Source organism: Luteibacter sp. NPDC104163, from assembly GCF_055584245.1.
The window spans coordinates 85,472-107,955 of sequence record NZ_JBVJMK010000005.1; the positions used below are offsets into that span (position 1 = coordinate 85,472).

General features: G+C 65.8%; 23 protein-coding genes and 1 pseudogene. 10 read left to right on the forward strand and 14 right to left on the reverse strand.

The features are described 5' to 3' along the window. Positions 1–115 precede the first annotated feature (115 nt). A complete protein-coding gene (locus ACZ6YI_RS08285; protein WP_465778208.1) occupies positions 116–1,024 on the reverse strand; it encodes an alpha/beta fold hydrolase in 909 nt (302 codons plus the stop codon). 983 nt (positions 1,025–2,007) lie between these two features. Here ACZ6YI_RS08285 and ACZ6YI_RS08290 point away from each other — a divergent pair. From ACZ6YI_RS08290 to ACZ6YI_RS08305, 4 genes are all read left to right on the forward strand, one after another. Further along, the gene (locus tag ACZ6YI_RS08290; RefSeq protein ID WP_465778209.1) at positions 2,008–2,211 is read left to right on the forward strand and encodes a hypothetical protein; all 204 of its coding nucleotides are present in this window, start codon (positions 2,008–2,010) and stop codon (positions 2,209–2,211) included. 95 nt (positions 2,212–2,306) lie between these two features. Continuing rightward, on the forward strand, positions 2,307–3,395 hold the full coding sequence (locus ACZ6YI_RS08295; protein ID WP_465778210.1) for a sensor histidine kinase: 1,089 nt from the start codon (positions 2,307–2,309) through the stop codon (positions 3,393–3,395). Continuing rightward, entirely contained in the window at positions 3,392–4,129 is a 738-nt protein-coding gene (locus ACZ6YI_RS08300; RefSeq protein WP_465778211.1) for a LytR/AlgR family response regulator transcription factor, read from the forward strand. The genes ACZ6YI_RS08295 and ACZ6YI_RS08300 overlap by 4 nt, the downstream gene beginning before the upstream one ends. A 533-nt stretch (positions 4,130–4,662) precedes the next feature. Continuing rightward, a complete protein-coding gene (locus ACZ6YI_RS08305) occupies positions 4,663–5,022 on the forward strand; it encodes a hypothetical protein (RefSeq protein WP_465778212.1) in 360 nt (119 codons plus the stop codon). A gap of 164 nt (positions 5,023–5,186) precedes the next feature. Here ACZ6YI_RS08305 and ACZ6YI_RS08310 read toward each other — a convergent pair whose 3' ends face one another. The 5 genes from ACZ6YI_RS08310 to ACZ6YI_RS08330 all read right to left on the reverse strand — a co-directional run bounded on the left by ACZ6YI_RS08310 (position 5,187) and on the right by ACZ6YI_RS08330 (position 10,326). Continuing rightward, on the reverse strand, positions 5,187–7,556 hold the full coding sequence (locus ACZ6YI_RS08310) for a membrane-bound PQQ-dependent dehydrogenase, glucose/quinate/shikimate family (RefSeq protein ID WP_465778213.1): 2,370 nt from the start codon (positions 7,554–7,556) through the stop codon (positions 5,187–5,189). A gap of 347 nt (positions 7,557–7,903) precedes the next feature. After that, positions 7,904–8,692: an alpha/beta fold hydrolase gene (locus ACZ6YI_RS08315; RefSeq protein WP_465778214.1), complete on the reverse strand. Its 789-nt coding sequence runs from the start codon at positions 8,690–8,692 to the stop codon at positions 7,904–7,906. 113 nt (positions 8,693–8,805) lie between these two features. Continuing rightward, a complete protein-coding gene (locus ACZ6YI_RS08320) occupies positions 8,806–9,063 on the reverse strand; it encodes a hypothetical protein (protein WP_465778215.1) in 258 nt (85 codons plus the stop codon). Positions 9,064–9,381: 318 nt separating this feature from the next. Continuing rightward, the gene (locus ACZ6YI_RS08325; RefSeq protein WP_465778216.1) at positions 9,382–9,561 is read right to left on the reverse strand and encodes a hypothetical protein; all 180 of its coding nucleotides are present in this window, start codon (positions 9,559–9,561) and stop codon (positions 9,382–9,384) included. A gap of 549 nt (positions 9,562–10,110) precedes the next feature. Then, the gene (locus ACZ6YI_RS08330; protein WP_465778217.1) at positions 10,111–10,326 is read right to left on the reverse strand and encodes a hypothetical protein; all 216 of its coding nucleotides are present in this window, start codon (positions 10,324–10,326) and stop codon (positions 10,111–10,113) included. A gap of 420 nt (positions 10,327–10,746) precedes the next feature. On the opposite strand from ACZ6YI_RS08330, the gene ACZ6YI_RS08335 reads away from it, so the two are divergent. Further along, positions 10,747–11,142, forward strand: a complete 396-nt coding sequence (locus ACZ6YI_RS08335; RefSeq protein ID WP_465778218.1) for a GFA family protein — start codon at positions 10,747–10,749, stop codon at positions 11,140–11,142. Between the two features lie 70 nt (positions 11,143–11,212). On the opposite strand, the gene ACZ6YI_RS08340 is transcribed toward ACZ6YI_RS08335, so the two are convergent. Together ACZ6YI_RS08340 and ACZ6YI_RS08345 are read right to left on the reverse strand one after the other, a co-directional pair. Continuing rightward, positions 11,213–12,784, reverse strand: coding sequence for an ATP-binding protein (locus ACZ6YI_RS08340; RefSeq protein WP_465778219.1), 1,572 nt, complete (start codon positions 12,782–12,784; stop codon positions 11,213–11,215). A 756-nt stretch (positions 12,785–13,540) separates the two neighbouring features. After that, positions 13,541–14,193, reverse strand: a pseudogene (locus ACZ6YI_RS08345) (DUF6766 family protein). 692 nt (positions 14,194–14,885) lie between these two features. On the opposite strand from ACZ6YI_RS08345, the gene ACZ6YI_RS08350 reads away from it, so the two are divergent. Together ACZ6YI_RS08350 and ACZ6YI_RS08355 are read left to right on the forward strand one after the other, a co-directional pair. Further along, entirely contained in the window at positions 14,886–15,065 is a 180-nt protein-coding gene (locus ACZ6YI_RS08350) for a DUF3606 domain-containing protein (RefSeq protein ID WP_465778220.1), read from the forward strand. Between the two features lie 223 nt (positions 15,066–15,288). Next, positions 15,289–16,047, forward strand: a complete 759-nt coding sequence (locus ACZ6YI_RS08355; protein ID WP_465778221.1) for a glycosyltransferase family 2 protein — start codon at positions 15,289–15,291, stop codon at positions 16,045–16,047. 14 nt (positions 16,048–16,061) lie between these two features. Here ACZ6YI_RS08355 and ACZ6YI_RS08360 read toward each other — a convergent pair whose 3' ends face one another. After that, positions 16,062–16,346, reverse strand: a complete 285-nt coding sequence (locus ACZ6YI_RS08360; RefSeq protein WP_465778222.1) for a hypothetical protein — start codon at positions 16,344–16,346, stop codon at positions 16,062–16,064. A 187-nt stretch (positions 16,347–16,533) separates the two neighbouring features. Between ACZ6YI_RS08360 and ACZ6YI_RS08365 the strand changes: the two genes are divergently transcribed. Then, complete coding sequence (locus ACZ6YI_RS08365; RefSeq protein ID WP_465778223.1) at positions 16,534–17,235, forward strand: response regulator; 702 nt, start codon at positions 16,534–16,536, stop codon at positions 17,233–17,235. Positions 17,236–17,296: 61 nt separating this feature from the next. Here the strand turns inward: ACZ6YI_RS08365 and ACZ6YI_RS08370 are convergent, their stop codons facing one another. Next, positions 17,297–17,650, reverse strand: coding sequence for a hypothetical protein (locus ACZ6YI_RS08370; protein ID WP_465778224.1), 354 nt, complete (start codon positions 17,648–17,650; stop codon positions 17,297–17,299). Positions 17,651–17,766: 116 nt separating this feature from the next. Here ACZ6YI_RS08370 and ACZ6YI_RS08375 point away from each other — a divergent pair, with 116 nt between their 5' ends. Both ACZ6YI_RS08375 and ACZ6YI_RS08380 read left to right on the forward strand, forming a co-directional pair. Beyond that, positions 17,767–18,081: a helix-turn-helix domain-containing protein gene (locus ACZ6YI_RS08375; RefSeq protein ID WP_465778225.1), complete on the forward strand. Its 315-nt coding sequence runs from the start codon at positions 17,767–17,769 to the stop codon at positions 18,079–18,081. Positions 18,082–18,095: 14 nt separating this feature from the next. After that, positions 18,096–18,836 (forward strand): hypothetical protein, encoded by a 741-nt coding sequence (locus tag ACZ6YI_RS08380; RefSeq protein WP_465778226.1) that lies wholly within the window; start codon positions 18,096–18,098, stop codon positions 18,834–18,836. Between the two features lie 39 nt (positions 18,837–18,875). Here the strand turns inward: ACZ6YI_RS08380 and ACZ6YI_RS08385 are convergent, their stop codons facing one another. The 4 genes from ACZ6YI_RS08385 to ACZ6YI_RS08400 all read right to left on the reverse strand — a co-directional run bounded on the left by ACZ6YI_RS08385 (position 18,876) and on the right by ACZ6YI_RS08400 (position 22,463). Then, on the reverse strand, positions 18,876–19,445 hold the full coding sequence (locus tag ACZ6YI_RS08385; protein ID WP_465778227.1) for a class I SAM-dependent DNA methyltransferase: 570 nt from the start codon (positions 19,443–19,445) through the stop codon (positions 18,876–18,878). Further along, positions 19,442–20,173, reverse strand: coding sequence for a PIG-L deacetylase family protein (locus tag ACZ6YI_RS08390; protein ID WP_465778228.1), 732 nt, complete (start codon positions 20,171–20,173; stop codon positions 19,442–19,444). The genes ACZ6YI_RS08385 and ACZ6YI_RS08390 overlap by 4 nt, the downstream gene beginning before the upstream one ends. Before the next feature lie 14 nt (positions 20,174–20,187). Next, positions 20,188–21,261 carry an acyl-CoA dehydrogenase family protein gene (locus ACZ6YI_RS08395; protein WP_465778229.1) on the reverse strand — a complete coding sequence of 358 codons (1,074 nt, stop codon included), beginning with the start codon at positions 21,259–21,261 and terminating at the stop codon, positions 20,188–20,190. Positions 21,262–21,329: 68 nt separating this feature from the next. Next, on the reverse strand, positions 21,330–22,463 hold the full coding sequence (locus ACZ6YI_RS08400; RefSeq protein ID WP_465778230.1) for a glycosyltransferase: 1,134 nt from the start codon (positions 22,461–22,463) through the stop codon (positions 21,330–21,332). Positions 22,464–22,484: the final 21 nt, after the last annotated feature.

Consider the following 22,484-nt stretch of genomic DNA (forward strand, 5'->3'; position numbering starts at 1 on the left):
GTCGGAGGCTGGCGGCCGCGACGGAGACCTCCGAGGTTGGCGACGCGTCTGGTTTTCGCCAACGAATCTCCGGGGCGTTCGCCCTCCGCACGGCGCGAAGCGGAAGGCGGGATGGCTACATAGGCCATCCCGCCAGTCTTTGGGGCCGGTCGACAGAAACTCTCGGGACTCGCGGGAACGGACACCCTGCCGTCCAGGCCAAGACGGGATAGGAGGCGCGGAGGCTTGCCAGGAATGCGGACACAGCCGAGGCGACACGTTCGGGCGCGTCGTAGGGCATACCGTGGCCCGCGCCAGAAAGGTGCTCGATGCTCAACAGGGGATTGGAGGCTTGGAGTTCGCCCGCGGTCTCGGGCGATACCACGCCACGCTCGCCGATCAACAGCAGGGTGGGAACGCAGAGCTCACGTACCAACTCTCGCCAGTCCGGGTTTGGAGGGGTGAGCACCTCAAAAGCGTTTGGGCTGGTACTTAGCCGCGCGTGGACCAGATATTCGATAAGCGCAGCACTACGTGCCGGATGCTTTTTGCGTGCCGCAGCCAACAAGCTTTCCCTGCTCGACTCGAGCGACTTGCGGTGTTCCGCCGCAACATCGCTTTCGAACACCTCTTGCTGCCATGCCGGGCTGATAAACGTGGGATCGATCAGCACCAGTGCAGTAAGGCTCGAGCCCAGGGCACGAGCCGCCACCGCTGCGGTCAGGCCGCCCATGGAATGTCCCACCAGCACGGGGGCTTCCAACGCCAGGGCGCCGAGCAGGCCGACGACGTCGCCGGCCAGGTCGTCATACGCGTAACCGTATGCCGGCGCAGACGACGCGCCGTGACCGCGCGCATCTGGAAGGATGACGTCGTACCCGTCCAGCATGCGGGCCGTCGGCAAGAGGCAATCGCCGCTCCCCGTAAGGCCGTGCAGGCCGACGAGCGGCGGCTTCGGGCCGCCCGATCGCCAGAAATGGATCTGTAGCTGGCCGACGAGGCATGTACCGCGCTGCCAACCCCGGCCTGTTTCTGATGGGGTCATCGGCACATCATGTCATACAGGACCCTGGGCAGGGCGCGCAGCCCATGTCGCCGCGTGCGACGTAACAGTGACAAACCAGAGCGCTTTATTCCCCGAGGCAAAGAGATCGCAAAGCAAGCCTCCGGCTAGGGTGGGCGGAGGCCTATGGCTCACGCCGACACAAGGCAACGCCTCTCCGATCACATTTGTGAATTCGTCACTCGCCAGTAACGCCGGTGAGGCGGCGCCCTCACGCTCCGCGGCGAAGGATGGATTCTCCACCTCCGGAGACGCGCTATGAGCACTCAGAATGAACGCGATACCTCGTCCGCGAATGCGGCCCAACAGGGTACGGACGAGGGGCAGAAGAAATCGAATCAGCCCGGTTCCCCCCAGACGCAGCCGGGCAAAGAGGACCCATCCCGGAAATCGGGCGGTGACCAACCGGGGCAGCCCGGCAAGGGGGCTGCGAGCCAGCCGGACAAGTCACGTCAAGACGATAATGAACGGCAGGGCCAACCCGGCCAGGGCGGTAATGATCAACGCGGCAAGCAGCAAGAATCCCAGGGCGGCCATCAGTAGCCGTGCGTTGCTTTTGGCCTGCTCCAGGCAACCAGCGGCTCTGCGGGAAGGGTAGAGTCGCTGGCCTTTTTATCCCCGAGGCGGTTCCGACTCGCGCCCCGTCGCCCGGGAGATACGGTTCCGACGGAACGCGACCGGGCCGGGCCCATCGGCCCGCACTACGGCGGCCCGCGATAGGCCAACGAGTCAATGCGGCCACGTAGGCTCCCCACCTCACAAGCCGTCCACGGGCTTCTTGAGCCGCTGAATAGGATCGTCGTTCGCCAACGATGCGACGCCACGCGACGCGAACTGCTCTCCACGCCGCTTATCACATCGCTGATACCGCTTGTCACACCGATGCCGCCGGGCGTACCGGCACGCGCGACGGGGTGCGCGCGCGCGGATACATTGGATCCACCAAAGCCCTGGAGAGACAACCCGTGAAACGTATCCTGTTGCTTATCTCGCTCGCCATCGCCGGTTTCTCATCGGCCGCCAGCGCCCACGATGCGTCTTCTGCGGATGTCGCAGCGTGCATAGGCGTGCGCCTGAATGCGAGTCACGCGGTTCACGTGGCCATCCTTCACGACGAAAGCGGATGGGACCTCGACTTTGGCATGGGCAAGGGCCCTGCATGCAGCTAAAAAGGCCAAAAAGGGCAGGAATTCACCTACCCATACCGGTGTCACCGCCTCAGACTTGGCGGTGAGGCCACATCGGCCGGACAGAGACAACCAACATGGCAGTGCGCGCAAGGGCGTTCCTCGGAAGAGGACGGTGGACGATTTTCGGTGCGTGGACGGCCCTCGCCCTGTTTTACGTGCTCACCAGTGCGTTTACCTCGGTTCTGGAGGGGGAATCGCCCTCGTGGCGCCGCAGCCTGGTCTGGAGCCTGACCAACGGCTACCTGTGGATGGCCATCACCCCGGTGGTGAACTGGGTGTCATCCCGCTTCGGACAGACGCGCAGACGCTTCTGGTCGGCGCATTTTGTTTCTAGCATTATCATCAGTCTGCTTCAGGTGAGCGTCGTTCTTGCGGTTTATTGGTGGTTGTGTGGTCCACCCCAGGTCCGTGCCGACATGTCCATCGCCGAATATATCCGGACGCAGTTCGCCTACAACGCACGGCTGAGTTGGTTCACGTACTGGGTGTTGCTGGCGATCGTGCGGTCGATCGAGTTCCAGAGGGGCCTGCGCGAAGAGCGGCTGCGCTCCTCGCGCCTGGAAACTCAACTCGCGCAATCGCATCTTCAAACTCTGAGGATGCAACTCCAGCCTCACTTCCTCTTCAACACGCTCAACGCGATCTCTGCGTTGACGCTGGCCGATCCGATGAAGGCGCGCGTGATGGTCTCACGCCTGAGCGATTTCTTCCGCTTGACGCTCAAGGAGCGCCACGCCCAGACGGTCCCCCTGGTGAGCGAGTTGGAATTGCTTAAATGCTACCTGGGTATCCAGGAGGTGCGGTTCGAGGACCGCCTCACGACAGAGTTGTCCGCCGCAGACGACACCCTGTACGCAGCGGTTCCGAGCATGATCCTTCAGCCCATCGTCGAAAACGCCCTGCAGCACGGTCTGCTCGCCAAGCTCGACCGCGGCACGCTGCAGATCGCATCGCGTCGACTGGGGGACGTTCTCGTGCTGACCGTGGACGACGATGGCGTCGGGTTACCGGCAGGTGGACCTAGTGAGGGCGTGGGGCTGTCGACTACCCGCGCGCGCCTGAGCGCACTGTTCGGGGACGAAGGGACGATGCGGTTAGCACGGCGGGCGTCCGGCGGCACGCGCGTCGAACTGACCTTTCCGTTCGTGGAGGTGAGCGCGTGAGCTCGCCGGTCATCCGGGCCGTCCTGGTCGACGACGAAGTGTTGGCGCGCTTGGCGGTTCGCCAGGCGCTTGCAAGCCACCCTGACGTGCAAATCGTCGGCGAATGCGGAAGCGCCATGGATGCCAGGCATGTCGTCTCCGCACTCGAGCCCGATCTGGTCTTTCTCGACATCGGCATGCCGGGCATGACGGGCTTTGAGTACTTGCAGGAGCTGGATCCGTCATGCATGCCCATGGTGATCTTTACCACGGCGGACAATGGTCAAGCCCTGCAGGCCTTTGACGCGAACGCCCTGGATTATCTGCTCAAACCCCTTGACCAGGCCCGCTTCGATCACGCCATGCGCAAGGTTCGGCAACACCGCGGCGTGGGACCGGGCGCCCACGCGATGCAGGCGCCCGCTTTGGAACGCATCAGCGTCCAGATGCGCGAAGGCATCCGCGTCATCGCTGTGCCGGATATCGATTGGGTCCGGGCGGATGGAAACTATGTCCGGATCCACGCAAATGGAGCCGAAGCGCTCCATCGGGAGACCCTTTCGCAACTCGCCATCGCGCTGGACTCCAGGCAGTTTCTTCGTATTCATCGCGGCACCCTGGTCAATATCGATCGCATCCGCGAGCTTCACCCGACGTTCCACGGCGGCGCGGAGGTCGTCTTGCAGGACGGTACGCGCTTACAGTTGAGTCGGCGGTTCAGCGGCCAGGCGCGGCGAGCCTTGGGGATGGGTTGACCGTGCATCTCCCAACAGGCGTCCCTGTGTCAAGGTGCAGCGTTAAGGAAAGGATTCACGTTGGCCGACAGCCGAGTGCCTGCCTTGCGCTCGCCTCCTGGCCTTCAATCCGACCGCCTGTAAAAAACCTTCATGTACTTCACGGAATGCGCCGGCAACGTTCCTGCAGCTGGGAGCCCGTGAGAGGGTGGCCAAATGGCCAAGCGTGCATCGCGTCTATGGCCGGCCACGAGAAGAGCCACGAACGAAGGACAGCCGTCTCCGGTTTTTTTTCGCGCCGTGACGTGGAGCGCCTGCCGCCATCAACGCAGGTCGGGATTTGGCTGAAACGATTTCGGTCCCCAGGGATGTGGTGCGCAAGGCTCAAGCGCGTGTCGCGGTTTTTGTTCAAGACGGTTTGAGCATGTCATGCGACGGTTGGAGCGTCTCCGTCCGGAAATTTGCGAGAGAGCGCCATGAAGACTTGCTCAGTGTGTGCTGCGGCGATTTCGTCTGACGAACGTTGTGGTCGTTGCGGCGCGATGGAGGGTTCCATGGATTCGCAATCGAAGGAAACACCCCGGCAGGATAGGCATCCTAGAGGCGCGGACGCCAAACTACACGTCGCGTTAGGGGTATCGGCGGCCATCGGCGCCATCATCGCTTGGTTCTTTCGGCCGGAATCCATTCTTATCCCTGCCGTAGTGCTCGCCATCACCGCGCTGCTGTATTTTCGCAACAGCGGCCGCAAACCGGCGCGAGTGGCGAAATCCGATTGGGTGGCGCTTCTCGGCGAAAGCACGCTTGCGCTGCTATGCGCGGCCGCCGGTGCTCCTGCATTCGAAGCCATCTTGCTGGCGATCGTCGCGGCGAGTGCTTTTCTTTTGCACGTGCGCGCCCACACGACCGCGTAGCGTCCCACCTGCGTGACGTTTCGTTGCTGACCGTCCGTCATCCACGTGCTATACGGTTGGCTGTCGCAGCCCGGAGCGGCCCAGTCGCACACTCCGTCCAGTCCGAAGTCGTATAACTGCATAGCCCCGGGGACATGGCGCCGACAACGGCCGTACTCAGCGATTCAGCGGGGCAGGGCGAAAGCCTGCACCGCATCGCCGCTGCGGGTGCGTAATCCGCCATGCCCTCCGGCGGCGATGACCACGTACTGACGGCCGTCGGCACCGATGTAGGTGATGGGCGTGGCTTGGCCGCCCGCGTCCAGGCGACCCTTCCACAGCTCCTTGCCGTCCCGGACGTCGAATGCGCGCAGGTAGTCGTCGGCGGTCGCCCCCATGAAGATGAGTCCGCCAGCGGTGGCGATATTGCCGCCCATGGAAAAAATGCCTGTCGGAAGCGGTGCATTGGTATGCAGGCCAAGCACGTTCATGTCACGCGTGGTCCCCACCGGCCGCTCCCAGACGATGCGGCGGGTCGACAGGTCGATCGCAATGAGTTTGCCCCACGGCGGCGCGGCGCATGGCGCATCGAGCGCGGAGAGCCACGGTTTGACCACCGTGACAAACGGCGTGCCGTGCTGCGGGCCGACCGAAAAATCCTTGGGCTTTGGATACGGTCCGTCGTTGTCCCAGCCCTTCCAGTCTGGAATCAACTTCCTGGCCAGCGCATCGGCACGAGGCATTGTCTCCATGGTGAACGGGATATAGCTGGTGTTGGCGATCAAGAGGTGTCGCGTGGGATCGACGGTCGCGCCATACCAGTCGACGACGCCGTCGAAGGCAGGGTAGGCGATGGCCGTGCCCAGGGCCGGCGGGGTGAACTGGCCCTGGTAGCGCGCGCGTCGGAAGGCCAGGCGGCAGAGCAGGTGGTCCACCGGAGTCGCGCCCCAAGCGTCGGACTCCTTCAGATCCGGCGGCGCGAGGCTTGGAAAGCCGGTGACGTACGGCTGCGTCGCGGACAACCGGTCGCCGGCAAGATGGGGCTCCGTCGGTACAGGTTTTTCAGTGATGCCGGTCAGCGGGCGACCGTCGCGACGGTCCAGCACAAAGAGCTGGCCCATCTTGGTGGTCTGCACCAACGCAGGGACCGAACCGCCCGGCGTGGGCAGGTCGACAAGGGTTGGGCCGATCGGCACGTCGTAATCCCAGACATCGTGGTGCACGGTCTGGAAATGCCAGCGCTCCGCCCCCGTGGCGAGGTCGAGCGCTACGATGCTACTGGAGTACGTCTCATCGAACGGGCGGCGTTTTGCGCCGTAGTAGTCCGGCGTGGCGTTGCCCAAGGGGAGGTAGACCAGGCCGAGCGCGGGGTCGGCGGTGTACGTGCCCCACGCATTGGGGGTCCCGCGGGTATAGGTCTGTCCCTCGGCAAGCGGCGCATTCGCCGGCGAACGTCCCAGGTCCCACGCCCAGGCGAGGCTTCCATCGTGCGGATCGTAGGCGCGGACCACGCCCGAGGGTTCCCCTTCGGCCTGGTTGTCGTAGATCCATCCGCCCAGCAGCAAGCGGTTACCCACGACCAGGGGCTGGGAGGTGATGAAGTGGAATCCGGCCGGCACCTTGCCCAGATGGTCGGTCAGTGACACGTAGCCCCGGTCGCCGAAGTCCTGACACAGTGCGCCGGTGCGGGCGTCGAGCGCAAACAGGCGGGCGTCTGCGGTTGTGGAGATCACGCGCAGCGGGCAGATGCTCGAATCGGCATCCGTGTAGACGGCCACGCCGCGGCAGGCCAGATACTCGTTGGCGTCGGTGTCGTTCTTCGGATCGAAACGCCACAGCTCCTTGCCCGTGGTGGCATCCAGAGCGATGACCTGACGATGGGGTGTGCACAGAAAGAGCTGGTTGCCCACCTTCGTCGGCGTGACCTCGTCGTTGAATTCGCGTCCTTTCCGATCCTCGCCCTCCCGCATGACATCACCGGTGTGATAGGTCCATGCCGGTGCGAGTTGGGCGACATTGGCCGGCGTCAGCTGCGCCGCGGGCGAATAGCGCTGACCGGCGGGCGTGCGCCCGTAGTAACGCCAGTCGTTGTCCGCATCGCTCGCGGGCGACGCGGCAGCGACAGTGGCGTCCTGGTGGAACCGCTCGCGGGTAATGCGCCAACCCAAGCCGAACATGACGACGATGAGCACGACCGAGGCGCCGCCGCAGATGCTGGCCAACCGCCAATGCCCGGTTCCAGCACCTGCCGTCCATGCCAGCCAGATTCCCAGCACGGCAAAGCCGAGCAGCCGTGGCATCCACTGCCAGCCATCCCACCGCACCTCGGCGATCGTCCAGAGCAGCGTGGCGATCAGAAACAGTTGGAACACCGCTAGCGCTAAACGCGGCCAGGACAGTGTTGTCAGGGCGACAACGATCAGTGCCAGGCCGGCGGCCGCGTAATACCAGCTGCCGCCGAGCGCGCCCAGCCAGAATCCCAAGCCCAAGTAGGCCACACCAAGGATTGCGGCCACTACCGCGGCGATCCACCCCATCCACCGGAATTCGCGCATGGTTCGCCCTCACGTTCACCTGGTCCCATTCGAGCGCATGACGCGTCGCGCGTTCGTGCACGTACCCGACGGCGTAAATCCTTGCGATCACGGACGGCGTGGGAACGCGACTGAGCCGATGACTCATCGTCGCGATGTACGGCGAGGCAATTTAACGGGCGAGCATGCCAAGACGCCGTCGAACCGGGGTGCTTGGGAGGTGGGTCAAGGGTGGCATCGCCCGGTAAGATCAGCGCGCCCAGCCTGCTATCGCCCTCCTGCGAGCGCATTGAGGCGATATTCGGCCAACGCGCGCGGTCCACTGACGGGATACGCTCGAGCGTAATCCGCAAGAAGACGTCGACGGCCTAGAGCGTGGCGTTCCACCGCTCAGCAGCGAGTTCTTTCACCATCGCTGCAAAGGTCGCGATCTGCAGTCGGAAGTCGCTCGGCGCTTCAAGCGGGAGCAAATGCCCGACCTGCTCCATGACCATGGTAGCGACGATCGTAGACTTCACCGGCTCGGCGATCAGACGCTTGTGGGGCGACCGCTCGCCGAACACGAGGCCGGTGGGTACCTCACGAGTGACGGTGGTGACCGCTAACGCATAATTGGGCGTCACGCTCTCCAGGAGCACGGACCTGGCCATACGATGCAAGGCCTCGGCCTCCTGATGGTGCAGCCAGCTATGCATCCGTGTCAGGGTCGTCGCGTTGACCGGCACCCCGTCGGCGGCGAGCAGGCGCGCCGGATCGGCCTGCATGGTGTCTAACCAATGTTCGACCTGAGCCACGCTCATCGGTCCGAGCCGTGCGGCCAGGAAGGCATCGCTGGCGGCAAGGTTGCCCTCGGCGATCAGCAGGCCGCCGATACGCGCCGGATAGCGCTGCGCCAGACGGATCGCCACCGTGGCACCGGCGGAATGCGCCACGAGCAGGACCGGTTGCCTGGGCCCTACCCATGCGTTGATTTCGGTGATGAGGTGATCGACCTGCCCGAGCACCGTGATGGCTTGAGCATCGCAGTCGCGACGCTGGCCGTAACCCAGCAGATCGGGCGCCAATATTGCGCCATCGCCGGTGAGTTCGGCGAACTGCAAGTGACCGATGAACCCGTGGATGAGCACGATCGGCAGGGGTGGCGCGGAGACGGTCATACCGCTGTATCGGCAGCGCTGCGCGCACTTTAACCAGCATCGGGAAATTCGGCGGTCGCCGCCCCAGGCGCCTACGTACCGCCGAAGCGCCACTGGCGGTGGGGCATGCCCGATCAATACAGGCCGAAGGAGGGCAAACGGTCCATGGCCAACGCGAGCTCGTTCAGGCAGCTGTCCAGCCGGGCGGCGCCCGGAGCGACCAGACACAGACAGCGTGCGGCCTGCTTCGCCGCGCGGGTCACCTCGCCATGTCCGAGGGCTTCGGCCACCGACGCAATCCGCGTGGCTCGGAACAGGGCTTCCTCACTGTCACCAGCGCGTACGGACGTCGCCAGCATGCCGGCCTCGTGGACAATACTTTCTAACGACACGCGCCTGCTCCCGATGAGATTCCAGGTCACCGGACACCCCCAAGCCACTCTAGTCGCCGACGAGCCGGCCGATGTGTATCCGGGTTTCACGGACGTGAGGTCGCAAGGCACGGCGACGATGGGCGTCTGGCGACGACCGATCCCGGCTGGCCCACCCAGCTCGCGAATGACGTTATTGCTGAAAGCGGCAGATTCAACGCGCGGGAATGCAACCACCGTCCGCCGGCGCGTACATGCGCCCTGCAAGGCGCGACGGCGGTGTACGCTCCGTCGTACGGCGAGCCGGCGTATGGTCGATGGGTCGGGAGCGCGATGTTTTCAGAGGAACTCCAGCGGTGCCGGCATCGGCAGCTTGCGCGAGTCCTGGACGACCTCCGCGCATCTGGCATCGGCGGAACCGGCGAGCAAGCCCGCGCCCTGCATGTGGGTAGCCGGTTTCTTCGCGACATGAGCGATGGCGTGCCGATCCCGGACATCTTTGCCCGGGAAGTCGAACACGTCATGCGTAAACCTGCCGGCTGGATGGACCGCGCGGAGGAATAGCTCGCCGCACCGCAGCGAACGTCTCGCGTCACGCCGCCGCCTGACGCCCAGCACTCAGGGCGGGAGGGCGATGTAGCTTACGCCCCGGGGCAGGTCACTTGGCGCGAACGCGCGGTTTCGAGAGGCCCACATGATGGAGCATTTCTGCGCGCGGCCGGTCGATCACGGCGAAGCGCACGCTCGCACCGTCGTCAGTGGGTGTGCAATGAATTCGGAATGGACGCGCGCCCGGATGCGCGGGGATCACGATGGCGTTCGCGATCCCCTCGCCACTTTTTCGCGGCCATAGCTGGCAGTTAGTGAGTCCATTCCCGCCTTGACAGCGAAGTAGGGCAAGGCACCCACGTGGGTAACGACGCGGGGAAATGCCGTCTGAAGAAGGCGGCCACGGCGATCTTCGCAGCCAAAGGCGGACTTCGGCTGCCCTTGCACGACGGGTTAGGGCGGTATGGTCTGCCCGTACGACGCGCGGACGCATCGGCTCGCCCCGACGCTCTCCCGATGTCATTGCTCGAGGACGCAGCGGTGCGGTCGATCGAGCCAGCCGCAAGGACGATGCATGATCCACTCGATTTCTCGTGCAAGGCCATCGGCGAACGGTGCGCCGGCGAGCATCGTGTCCAGACGGCTTGCCGAGAGCACGCCCATGGCCTCCGCCTGAACGTCCCGGGTCTTAAGACCCTCGCGTCGCAGTTCGGCGATGAGCCGTCGGAGGTTCATCTGGCGATGCAACTGCGAAGAGCAGGGGACGAGAGCATAGGAGGAGGCCGCGCGCATCCGTCCGTTTTACGTGGGGCATGGTGCCCGCGCTGCCGCAAAAACGGCACGAGCGTCTTGCCGCTGGGCATAGGCCGTTCGGCATCGGTGATCCATCTTCGCCTGCGCCCGAGCGAAACGACGGCGCACGAGCTTCGACGCGCCCTGTCCGTGATAGCGCAGGCGCGTTAGGGTAGTGACCGAGTAACTTGCTCGTTCGCCCGTTCGTTTACGATTAGTCAGGTGGCCGGAGTCCTGCGCGATGACCCTGGCGTTTTTTGCAGCGTTTTCCGGTGTATCGAGCGTAGATAAGCCGACGCCCCGGAAAGGCGGCCTCCTGTTCGGACAGGGCCGCTCGATATCGTGAAGTCGGAGGTGGTCACCATGAAGCGAGGCAAGTGCCGATGTGGCGGGGTGTCGTTTGTCGTGCATCGGGATCCGATCCGATGTGGGTTGTGCCACTGCACCGACTGTCGGCGGCGGTCTGGGGCACCATTTGTGATGTTCATGGTGTTCGCCGCCGAGCATGTTGAAATTCGCGGTGGGCGGGTCGCGGTCGACAGCGCCACCGGGCGGCGCGAAGCCTGTGCCACGTGCGGCGCGGTGGTCCTATGGGCGGATGATGCGGCGCAGGAAATTGAACTGTACGCCGGTCATTTCGACTCGCCCGGTCTATTTGCCCCAACGTACGAGCTATGGGTCAAGCGACGCGAACCGTGGATGGTGGCGCTGCCGGTGCCCCAATACGCCGAGAATCGCCCCGTACAACAGGCGCTTTGAGCCGGCCACGTGAGCCTCGGTGCTCCTCGACGGATCGATGTTGTCTTGCAGGCGTCGCAGCAGCTGGCCGTTAGCGCGTCGAGGTCGTTAGTACGTGGCGAAGCGCCTCTTCCAGCGCTCCACGGTCAAAGGGTTTGGCCAGCCGCACAACGCCCAGTGCGGGGTCGATCGCGGCCTCCGCGTAGCCACTGGCCAGGACGGCGGCGAGCTGCGGGACGCGCTCGCGCGCGCGGGCGATGAGTTCGGTGCCAGTCATCCCGGGCATGGCGTAATCGGTCACTAGTACATCGTAGGGCGTACCCTCGTCGAGGCGGGCCAGGGCGTCGGGCCCCGAGTCGGCCGAGACGACCCAATGGCCCATATCTTCCAGAAGCGCCGCGACCGTCACGCGCACGAGCGGATCGTCGTCGACAAAAAGAATGCGTAGCCGCAGACCAGATACCGCGAGTGGCGTCTGGGCCGGCGCGCCACTGGCCATCGCGTTGTTCGCGGCCGGCAGCCAGATGGTGGCCGTGGTCCCGCGGCCTTCGACGCTTTCCATGACCAGACGCCCGCCGGATTGTTCGGCCAGCCCATGGACCATGGACAGGCCCAAGCCGGTACCTTTCCCGATGCCCTTGGTGGTGAAGAAGGGCTCGGTGGCCCGCGCCAGGGCTTCCGGGCTCATGCCATGGCCTTTGTCGCGCACCGAGACGCCGAGGTACGTGCCGGGGCGCAGCCCGAGCGCGTTGTCGCGCTGGTAGGTGACGGACGTGGCGGCGACGTCGATACGTCCGCCCTCCGGGGTCGCGTCGCGCGCATTCACGATGAGGTTAAGCACGGCCAGTTCCAGTTGGTTGGCGTCCACCAGGGCCGGTGGCAGGCCGGAAGGAAGCGACCCAACGAGATTAACTGACGCGCCGAGCATCGGCTGGATCAGATCCGAGAGGCCGTGGACGAGAGCGGTGATGTCCACGGCCGTCGGCGACAACTCCTGACGGCGTGCAAAGGCGAGAAGGCGTTGGGTAAGCCGCGCGCCGCGGGCAACGCCGGCAAGGGTCGTATCAAAAATGGTTCGCGTGCGCTCGTCGTCCGGCAGGCGCGTACGCAGCAGCTCCACCCCACTTTGAATGGTCATCAGAAGGTTGTTGAAGTCGTGCGCGATGCCGCCGGTAAGTTGTCCGATCGCTTCCATCTTCTGAGACTGCGCCAGTTGCTCTTTGGCCTCTGCCAGTTCGCGCTCGGTCTGGCGTTGTTCGGTCACATCGCGGGTGACCTTGGCGAATCCCAGTAGCGTGCCGTCCTCGTCGACGATGCGGTCGATGATCACGTGCGCCCAGAAAGGCGTGCCGTCGCGCCGGATGCGCCAACCTTCATCCTCCACGCGGCCATCCCGTGCCGCGCGGGCGAGGTTGCGCTCGGGAATACCCGCGGCGCGGTCTTCGTCGCTGTAGAAACGCGAGAAATGCGAGCCGATGATCTCACCGGCCTCGTAGCCCTTGATCCGCTGGGCGCCCGAATTCCAGGTCTCGATGATCCCTTCGGGATTGAGCATATAGATGGCGTAGTCGGCGACGCCCTGAACCAGCCTTTCAAACTGGGCGGCGCTTCCGCGTAAGGGATCAGGCTCGCCGGGCGACCGGCGCGGGGAGGGAACATTCATGAGGGGTCGCAGAAAGGTCGGACAAAAACGTCGGTTTATACACCGGCGAGGCTTCGACGGTACATCGACAGAGACGGGTCAGGGTGCACTATAGCGATGTGGGTGGCTCCGGATTTCCTCCCAAAGATGCCACACATTCGGCCCAACCCGTGCCGCAGCTCGCCGCAGCGCAGGCGAGTCCACCTGCATGACCAGCGCCCACATCGCCGTATCGTGCTCGTCGGCTAGGTTCACAATAGCGTCGGCCGGTGGGCGGTGGTCGTCGAAAGTAGCCATCGAACGGGGGGTGAGGTGGAAAGGTGGCCGCGGCCAGAGTTGATCAGGCTATGTATGGTTTCAGTGGAGATTTCGCCGACACACTGCATACCACCGTGAATGCCCGCGGCTCTTTGCGGGTTAGCGCCAACTCCGCAGCTGCCACGCCAAGCGATGTGCAAGCACTCGCCGCCCCTGATCGAGCCCCGTGCGTGCCTGGCGGAGGCGATCACCGAGTGCCTGGGCTTAGGCAGGTTTAGCTAGCTCGTGGCCAGTAGCCACGTGCACGCGGCGCGCCAACCCCGGCATGCCCATCGTCGTCATGTTATTCGACCGGGCTGAGCCGACCGGACAGGCAGCGCCCGACGCGCGCCGGCGATGTAAGCCGCCCGCTTACATCACGCGGGCGGAGGCCATGGGTTGCGCTAGCCTAGGCGGCGCCCGGCACCTACCGATCTGACCGTCCGCCCACGGGGATCGGCGCGATCTGGGCGTCGTGCCTCACGTGCCTGTCTTGCTGTCGGGCTCGTCAACGGCTTTGGACTGCGGCGAATCCTTCTGGCGCAGAAAAATCGACAGCACGACCAGGGAAAACACGGCGAGGAATTCGCTCTGCCAGTTCTGGAAGGATTCGAACCAGAACGACGGATCCTGCGCGTAGTCGGCCAAGGTCGGGGCGAGTTGGTGGTGCATCGCGGCCTCGGCCAGCACCTTATGCCAACTGCCGATAAGGTGGCCGGTGAAACACAGGGCGAACAGCAGCAGGAAGGCGATGGACAGGGAGTTGGCGTAGAGCCGACGCGCCACGCCGCCGAGGCGGCCGGCGGTTGGGCAGTGGGCGTGGGCGTGGGCGAGGGACCTGCCTCTTCCTCACCGGGCATCGGACGCGATTCGGCCGACCCCTTTTGCCGAAGCCATACGGTCAGGAGGACATACACACCCATTTGCAGGAATTCGCTTTCCCAGTTCTCGAAGGTCGCCGACCAGAAGTCACCGCCGGTCAGGTAATCCCCCCATCCCTGGGAGGCCAAACCGTGCTCGAGCAACGTATCATTGTAGACGGCGTGACCGGTGATCGCCTGCGCGGTCCAGGCGGCGATCATCATCGCGAGCACCGCGATGCTCAGTCCGTTGCGAAAGAAGAAGGCGCGCATGGGGTCCTCATCGGCGGCGGCGGACACAGCGGGTCGTCCGCATTCCGCGCAAGGCTACGGGGCAGGGTCGTGACGACGATGCCAAGGATCACCGCGACTGCCGGGCGGCGCTATCTTTCCAGCGGGTCGTGGCTTGGCACGTCCATCCAGCCAGACGGACGCTGCACGGCCCACTCCATCTCCCTGGCCAGCACGTCGCTAATCCGGCCATCGCGGGTAGCCGCGCGCAGTGCCGGCCCACTCAGATTGCACAAGGTGTGCGCCATGGCCGGCCACGTGCCAAGCCCCTCGCCGACCAGCTGATCGATCAGGCGCAAGAGGTTGCGCCGGCGCACCCATTGAACGTTTGGTATCGGCAAAGGACTTAGGGGCAAGAGCATGGCCCGGACCTCCGGATCGGACGATAACCGGGCATGCTACGCCCCCACCGGGGTGCGAACGTTAAACAGCCGGCGGTGACCGGGCGTGCGGAAAGGGCGCGTGTTCGTTCCTCGACCTCGTTCGGGTGGAACTGAAGCTGGAGCAGCCATCCGGGGAATGGGATTCGGTGGTGGGCTACGATCCGGTGGCGGACCGGAACCGCGTTGGTGGATAGAGCCGCGTCGGCAGAAGCGCGGCGGCCGGGGCCTTTGCAGTGGTTTGACGCCGGCGGTGAGAGCCTCCGTGTTGGTCTTAACCGGAGTAGCCATGTCATGAGTGATGACACGAAGCAGCGCGGCCCGGCCGACGGCAAGCGGATCAGCCTGTCGGAAGATTACGAAGTGCGTTACTGGACCGAGGCGCTCGGTGTAACCGAAGAGAGGCTGCGCGCCGTGGTCGATCGGGTCGGTCCGATGGCCGAGGACGTCCGTCGCGCGCTCGACAAATCCTAGGCCAGCTCGCGCAGGATGAGACGCCCAGTCGCTTGACGGATTCGGAACGCGCAAGTACGCGCTTAGCATGGATCGCCGATCGTGACCAAAGAGGCGCCGACCGGCGCCCTCGACGTCGGCGGCCGGGGCATGCCGGGGACTTTTCCAATGACGCCATTCCTCGTTCACACCCGCTCGGCGAACGTGGGCTTAGGGTCGAAGTCTCACGATCGAGGGCTGCCCTATGAAAGTCGCGTTCCTGGTGCCGTGTCTGAATGAGGAGCGCGCCCTCGCGCGAGTGCTTGCCGATCTGGCGAGTTTCGGGCTGCCGATCGTTGTGGTCGACGATGGTTCGACCGACCGCACCCTGGACATCGCGCTGGCCAGCCACGTCAGGGTGCTGAGCCATCCGGAGCGCCAAGGCAAGGGCAGAGCGCTGCGCACGGGATGGGAGGCGCTTCGCGCCGCGGGTTACGACGGATTGATCACGCTCGATGGGGATGGACAGCATCGGGCCGAGGACGTCGCGGTTGTGCTCCACGCCGCTGAGCAGCAACCACGCGCGCTGGTCGTCGGAGCGCGCCTGAAGGATCGTGACTCCCAACCCGCGCTGCGCCGCGCGGCGAATCGGCTGGCGGACTGGTCGGTTTCGCTGGCCGCCGGCCAGCCACTGCCCGATACCCAGAGCGGACTTCGTTACTACCCGGCCGCGGTGCTGAACCTCGACGGCGTACCCGCGGACCACTTCGTCTTCGAGACCGCCACGCTGGTGGAGGCATCGCGACGCCTGGGCACGCGCATTACCTTCGCGCCCATCCGCGCGCGCTATCAGCCGACCCTGCGGGCTAGTCACTTTCGTCCCGTGCGTGATCTGTTACCGATTGTGGGCTACGTGGTCGGCGCGATGGTTCGCTTCGGCGTCCGCCGTCGGCCCGACGAGCCGCCACCCTCCACGCCCGAGCGGGGCGCCCGTCCTGGACCGGCCGTGGAGCGAACCCGGTGACCCCGGGAAGTGGTTCATTGCTGCCGGCGGCGCCGTCGCACGTAGATCACCTGCCCGGTGACGCCGGCGATCAGCAGCGCCGCGTTGCTGGCGATGAACACCGGGTTTGCAACGAGGACGCTGTAGGTGAGGTACAGCGCTGACGCCGTCATCTGGCCGATGAAGAGCCATTTGGACACACCCTCGACAGTGGGGGCGTGGGCCTGTCGCCAGATCTGTCGGGCAATCGTCGATAACAGAATCACCGAGGCGATCCAGCCCAGCGGCTCGGGACTGCGCAGCTGCGCCATCAGATCCATGTGCAGGTCTTTCCGTCAAACTGGAGGCTACAGCTTCGACGACGGGCGATCATGGCAATGTGGAGGCAGGGGATTGAGCGCGACACCCTCGTTGCCGCGGTCTTGTGTCATCATCGCTTGAGGCCTGCCTCGCGGCACACTTCGCTTTCCTGATGCTTGTCTCGCCTCTGCCTCGCCCGAGCTACCCATGCCTTCTGCCTCCGCCCCGCGCATCCTCGGTTTCGACGTGCCGGTGCTCAAGTCTGCCGTCGACACCGTGACGGATGCGCCGCTGAGCGCCCTGCTGGAAGGCGTGCCTGACGACGCATGGATTGCCGCCGTGGCGGACGAGGTGGTGCGGTCCGGAGAGTCCCTGCGGCGTTCCCGCCTGAGCGTCGAAGGCGGGCGCATCCTGTTCTTCGCTTCCGCCGATGAGGCGCGGGACCTGTGCAACCAGGTGCGCGCGCTGGTCGACCGGGTCAACCTGCGTCCGGCCGGCGACAGGCTGCAAGCCCCCGTGGCGCCGGCTGCTGATGAAGCGGTCCAGCCGATCCGGAGAGTACTGGTCGTCGAAGATGATCCGGTCTTGCGCGAGGTGGTGTGCGAGTTGCTCGAGGGCTCGCAGTGGACAGCCGTCCCTGCGGCGGACGCGGTCGAGGCCATCGCCGTACTGGAGAGGGACCTGCCCGTGTGCGCGGTCTTCACCGACATCCACATGCCCGGCGCGCTCGATGGCGACGAGCTCGTGCGCCTCGTGCGCGAGCGTTGGCCGCAGCTGGGCGTCGTGACGACCTCCGGCCACCATATAAGCCCGTCGTTGGGGTTACCCGAGGGCGTTGCGCTGCTGCAGAAGCCCTACCAGAGCCGGCAGTTGATCGCGTTGCTGGAACGCTCTTGCGCCGGTAAATAAGCGAGCGCCGCCCCAACCCTGGGGTGGCTGACGGGCCGTGGCCGCCCGTTCCGGTGTGTCCCTAGCTTTCGTCCAGCGGGGGAGGGGGCGTAGACGGCAGATCACGCAGGGCCTGGGCGTGCCGGCGGATGAACGCCATGGCCTCACCGCGGAAGCGGATGGCTTCCGCCGGCAGGTTCAGTCCCAGCTGACGGGCGATATCCGTGGCGTAGCTCAATTGCGCCGCCGTGGGCGGTTTCAGGTCCGCGTCCAGGCACTCGACCAGGCTGATGGCAAAACGTTGCGCCAGACGGTGCTTCAGCCGCTCCAGCGCGCCGGCGCCCTCGGCGCGTCCGCACTGGACCAGCCAGGCCTCGCGCGTCGGGGCATCCAACGGCAGCGGCACGTCCGAATCATCGTCCAGTAGGAGTTGCAAGGCGGCTCTGAGCCTCGGCGCAGCGGTGGTTGCGTCCGATACTACGAAACTCGTAGTATCGGACGCAAGGCAAAGTTACGAGTCTCGTAGTCCCATTGGACTGCCGGCTCGCCACCATGCCCCGACCCCTTGCCCTGCATGAGGTGTTCCCACACCGCCTGAAGGCCGCCCGCCAGATGAAAGAGCTATCGCAAAAGCAACTGGGGCTGGACGCCGGACTCGATCCCTTCGTTGCCAGTACCCGGATCAATCGCTACGAGCAGGGAATCCATCAGCCGGATCTGGGGACGGTCGAGCGGCTGGCCGCGGCGCTGGATGTACCCCCTGCATACCTGTTCGCCGGGGAGGAGCGTCTGGCCCGGATGATCCTGGCCTTTGCCAAGTTGCCGGTCAGCGAAAAAGACCGTTTGCTGCGCGAAGCCGACGGCTAACCTCAAGGAGACGTATGCACGCAGTGCCAGCGGACGATGAACTGGCCTTGGCGCTTGCGGGCGCGCAGGCGGATCCCATGCAGCGCGAGCCCTTTTTGGCCCGTCTGGCGGTGGCGCCGATACGCGCATTGCTCTACCGACCGCCGGGCGAAGGCGCGGCGGCACCGTGGCTTAACCTGGTGCGATGGCAACGCTCGGTCACGGGGCAGGCGTGCGTGCCGCTATTCACCCATCCGGGCCAGTTCCCTCACGTGCTGCCGCCGCCTGCGGTGATGGTGCGGGTGGCCATGCGTGAACTGCTATCGATCACGCCGGCACTGCCCTTCGTGGTCAATCCCATGACCGCGAAGGGATGGGACATCACCGCGGCCGATCATGCGCTCATGCGTGACGTGCTGTGGGCAAAGGGGCTGGCCCGTGAGCAACCCAGTCTGACGGCGCCCTGGGCCTTTCGCGCCGCTTTGGATGAGACCGCGCCGCTTGCGCGCGCCTTGACGCCCTGGTGCGACCTTCATGGCATCGCCCAAGCGTACCTGTACCGGCTGGACCGGAATGATGACAGTGGTGAGCAGATGGTGCTTGGCCTCGTGCACCCGGCCAACGCCGTGTTGCGTGCCTCGGCCATCGCCTGTGCGCAACACGCCGGATGGCCCGTGCCGCTGGTGCGATTCCTGCCGGACGAACCGTCCCATACCGCCGGGGTGGCCAGTATGTCGCTCGTCCCGTTTTACGACCGCGCCCTACCTCGGCGTTAGCGCGAGGCGGCCCATGGGTCGCCGGGAAGCCCGGAGGGCCTACGGTGTCGGCGCGCGAGGCAACACGTCGCAGCGGTAATACGGTGTACGTCGACACGTCCAATGCGCTGACGGCACCCGTGATCGAAAGCCCTCGGCCGCCGCATCCCCGGAGAGCGGATAATTGGTCATGCCGGTCCAGTGAACCAGGACCAGGTCCGCCTGCGGCGCGCACCGCTGCAGACGATCGGCCAGTTCATCAATGGCGGGCAGGGTGAGGTAGTAGAGCACTTCCGATAGCACCACCGCGTCGTAGGCCGCCTCCCAGGGTCCGCCGGGCAGGTGGGCCTGCACGAAGTGCACGTGGGGATAAGCCGCGCAACGCGCCCGGGCGATGTCGAGGGCGACGGCAGAGGTTTCCACGCCCGTCAGCCGGTCCGCGCAGGGGGCCAAGAGCGCGGTCAGTTCGCCGATCGAGCAGCCGAGTTCGAGGAGGTGGCGGTAGCGCCCAAGCGGCAGGGCCTGCACCGTGGCGGCGTACTTGGCACGCTCATAGGCGCTCGTACGGAAATCCCATGGATCGGCGTTGTCACGATACAGCGCGTCGAAATGCGCGGCGTCGAAGTTCACCGGGGCCACAGCAGCGTCTCGGTCGGGCCGGTAAAATGGTCGAGAAACGCCGGATCGAGCACGAAGGCCTCGCTCGCATCATGGATCAGCTGGCCATGCTGGGAGCGATGCGCGGCGATAGCGGCGCGCTTGCAGGGCGAGTGCGGGTCGATGGCGACGCGCACGCCGAGGGGTGGCGTAGCGGGCAGTTCGTGTACGGGGCGCGTCCACGTCCATACCGGGTAATGCATGATCTCGACGCCCGCCGGCCACGGTGCCTCTTGGACCAAGGCCGCCGCGATCTGGTGGTCGCTGTGCGGATCAGTGGGGGCGGTAACGCACACCAGCGTGTCGGAGGTGGCGAATGCGGCGAGCTGCCAGGCGGCGGCTTTGCATTGGTGGCTGTCGAGGTCCGCCAACTGGGTGTCGCCTAGACCCAGAAAGTGCGCGCCCGCCTCATCGACGCCCAGTATCGCCAGGGCGGCGAACGCCTCGGCTCGGCGCTGTGCGGCCAGTCGCGCGACCGGCCAGGTGGGTGAGTCGACGTGCGAACGCTCCCCATCGGTCAGGAAGACAACGACCACCGGCAGGCCGAGGGTTCGCGTGGCCGCGATCAACCCGCCCAGGCCCAGGCTTTCGTCATCCGGATGCGGCGCGACCACCATCAATCGCCGGCGCCTCAGCAGCGCCTCAGGGGTCACCCGGGGCAGGTGCGCCAGGGCGCTATGGTAGTCCTCCAGGGGGCGCACCGGCCCTTCCGCCCTCACGACCAACGGTCCAGCTGGGCGCCCTTGGCATCGAGCGCGGCCTGTGCACTGGCGTCGCGGATGGCATCCGGCACCGGCTGGCGAAGATAGGTCGCAAGGTCGCGGCAGATGCGCTCGGCCGGGTGAGCCTCATGCAGGGCGCGCAGGCCGATCGAGCGCTGCACGAGGGCGATGATGGCCATCGCGGCCTCTTCGACAACCAGGCGTGTCATGCCAACGTAAGCGACCACATCATCCGGTGTCTGGCTGGGATCTTCGGCGCGATGCGCGGCCGCATAGGTCCACAGGCGCGCCGTCTCCAGGCGCATCGTGGCTTCGGCCAGTCGCGCGCGCTGGTGCGGATCGCCATCGCGTTGGGTATCCACCAACGACTGCCGCAAGGCATCCACCAAGGCCCCGGCGGCGCCCAACTGCGCGGCGACGAAGCGCCATGCGCCACCGGCGAAGGCCGGCTGCCGATGATAGTCCTGATCGCTGCCGAACAGCTCGTCGGCGGCGACGATCACGCCGTCAAGCCGTACGGTCCCGGTCGCCGTCGCGCGCATGCCATGCACTCGCCAGCCGGACAGGTCCACCGCCGCCGCGCTGACATCGCACCAGAGCATCAGCAAGCGGCCATCATCGGTCGTCGCGGTCAGCAACGGCCGCCGGATCGCACCGGCTCCCGAGGCATAGGCCTTGCTCCCGAGCAGCCGGAAGTGCTCGCCATCGGCCGTCAGCTGCAAGGGTGCACCGGGCAGGGGCGCGTTCCACACGCCGAGTAGCCCGCCCTCGCGAATGTAGCGCATGACGCGCACGCGCTGGCTCGAGGTGCCGTACTGCCATAGCAGGGCGAACGCGTTGACGTGCCCTTCGAACAAGCGCGCAAGCGAAAGATGCACCGCGCCCAGCCGGATCAACACCGTCAACAGGGTAACGGTCGCATGGCGCTCGACCCCGAGGCCCGCCCCGCCTTCATCGACCGGCAGCACGCTGGTCAAAAGGCCGCCTGCGCGCAGCCGTCCCATCGCTGTCGATGGGAAACATCCAGCTGCATCATCTTCCCCCGCCAACAATGCCAGCTCGGCCATCGCCCCATCGAGCACGCGAAGCACGTTCTCGCGCGCCGTGGATCCATCGCTATGCAGCGCATGTACGCTCATGCGGCCGCTCCGCAGGGGCCGGCGCTAAGGCGCGAAGCCGCCAGCCAGGCCTGGGCCGCTTCGATTTCCGCAGGCAGCGCATCGGCGCACAGCGGGCACCGCGCCAGAGCGGGGACGAGTCTCTCCAGCCTCTGCCATGCCTGACCAAAATAGTGACACGGTCCACCGGCGGCTGCGGGGCCATCCAGTTCCAAAGCCTGCCCGAGCGAAAACGCGGACATGCCTGGGCGAAAGAGGCCTCGCGCCCGGGCGCGTCGTTGCGCGCGGAGGATATGCGCCGACACCGGTTCCAGCGCCATGTCGCAGGGCTGTGCCGGATCATGCACCTGGTGCCACAGCGTGTCGGCCATGCCGCCGCTTGCCCGACCGTGCAGGCGCGCCGAGGTCGTCACCCGCATCGTCAACTCGTGACGCACGCGTAGGTCCTGCGCGTGGCACGCCTGAATCAACGCGCGATCCTCGCCGCAGGAAGGCATCGGCAGTGTGGGCAGGCAGCGCAGCGCGGAGGCGCGGAAGGCGAGATTGGCACCCGATGCCTGACGATGCGTTGGCCACGGATTGTGGGTTATCGGATCGCAGAGGGCATCGATTTCATCCAGCAGCCGATGCAGCCGGCGCTCGATTGCCTGACGTTGTCGGACGTGGACGGGCCAATGGCGGGGCGATGCGACGTGGGTCATGCCCGCCACGGCATCGTTACCCTCGTCCAGCGCGCGGTGGGCCCGGATGAACCAGTCCGGCGCCACCTGCGTGTCGGCGTCAGTCGTGAAGATCCGCGCCGCCGGCCGGTCGCCGCCGGACTCCAGGGCAAGCCGTAACGCCGCAGCGCGTGCGCCGCCGGCGTGGTTGGCCGACGGTACCAGAGCAATGTCGGCGACGGTTACCGGCAGGGGGTAGCGTTCCGCATGACGGTTGGCCACGGCCCAGGTGCCGTCGGTGCAGCCGTTCAAGGCCAGGATAATGTGTGCTCGCATGCCGTGGGCCTGCGCGGCCCCCGCCAAGGCATCCAGACACCTCGTGATGCGCCGCGCCTCGTTGCGTACCGGAATAGCCACGGCAGCGAATGACGCACCGCGCGTCGCCAGAGGGACGCCATGGGTGCGGACCCGCAAGGTGCAGAAAGGTTCCAAGGCGGCCTCCTGACAGGTCCG

Coding starts and splice junctions, on each gene's coding strand:
- ACZ6YI_RS08305 (WP_465778212.1), top strand. CDS start 4,663: ATGGATTCGCAATCGAAGGAAACACCCCGGCAGGATAGGCATCCTAGA.
- ACZ6YI_RS08335 (WP_465778218.1), top strand. CDS start 10,747: ATGAAGCGAGGCAAGTGCCGATGTGGCGGGGTGTCGTTTGTCGTGCAT.
- ACZ6YI_RS08380 (WP_465778226.1), top strand. CDS start 18,096: ATGCACGCAGTGCCAGCGGACGATGAACTGGCCTTGGCGCTTGCGGGC.
- ACZ6YI_RS08395 (WP_465778229.1), bottom strand. CDS start 21,261: ATGGCCGAGCTGGCATTGTTGGCGGGGGAAGATGATGCAGCTGGATGT.
- ACZ6YI_RS08340 (WP_465778219.1), bottom strand. CDS start 12,784: ATGAATGTTCCCTCCCCGCGCCGGTCGCCCGGCGAGCCTGATCCCTTA.
- ACZ6YI_RS08330 (WP_465778217.1), bottom strand. CDS start 10,326: ATGAACCTCCGACGGCTCATCGCCGAACTGCGACGCGAGGGTCTTAAG.
- ACZ6YI_RS08315 (WP_465778214.1), bottom strand. CDS start 8,692: ATGACCGTCTCCGCGCCACCCCTGCCGATCGTGCTCATCCACGGGTTC.
- ACZ6YI_RS08375 (WP_465778225.1), top strand. CDS start 17,767: ATGCCCCGACCCCTTGCCCTGCATGAGGTGTTCCCACACCGCCTGAAG.
- ACZ6YI_RS08350 (WP_465778220.1), top strand. CDS start 14,886: ATGAGTGATGACACGAAGCAGCGCGGCCCGGCCGACGGCAAGCGGATC.
- ACZ6YI_RS08360 (WP_465778222.1), bottom strand. CDS start 16,346: ATGGATCTGATGGCGCAGCTGCGCAGTCCCGAGCCGCTGGGCTGGATC.
- ACZ6YI_RS08310 (WP_465778213.1), bottom strand. CDS start 7,556: ATGCGCGAATTCCGGTGGATGGGGTGGATCGCCGCGGTAGTGGCCGCA.
- ACZ6YI_RS08285 (WP_465778208.1), bottom strand. CDS start 1,024: ATGACCCCATCAGAAACAGGCCGGGGTTGGCAGCGCGGTACATGCCTC.
- ACZ6YI_RS08295 (WP_465778210.1), top strand. CDS start 2,307: ATGGCAGTGCGCGCAAGGGCGTTCCTCGGAAGAGGACGGTGGACGATT.
- ACZ6YI_RS08355 (WP_465778221.1), top strand. CDS start 15,289: ATGAAAGTCGCGTTCCTGGTGCCGTGTCTGAATGAGGAGCGCGCCCTC.
- ACZ6YI_RS08365 (WP_465778223.1), top strand. CDS start 16,534: ATGCCTTCTGCCTCCGCCCCGCGCATCCTCGGTTTCGACGTGCCGGTG.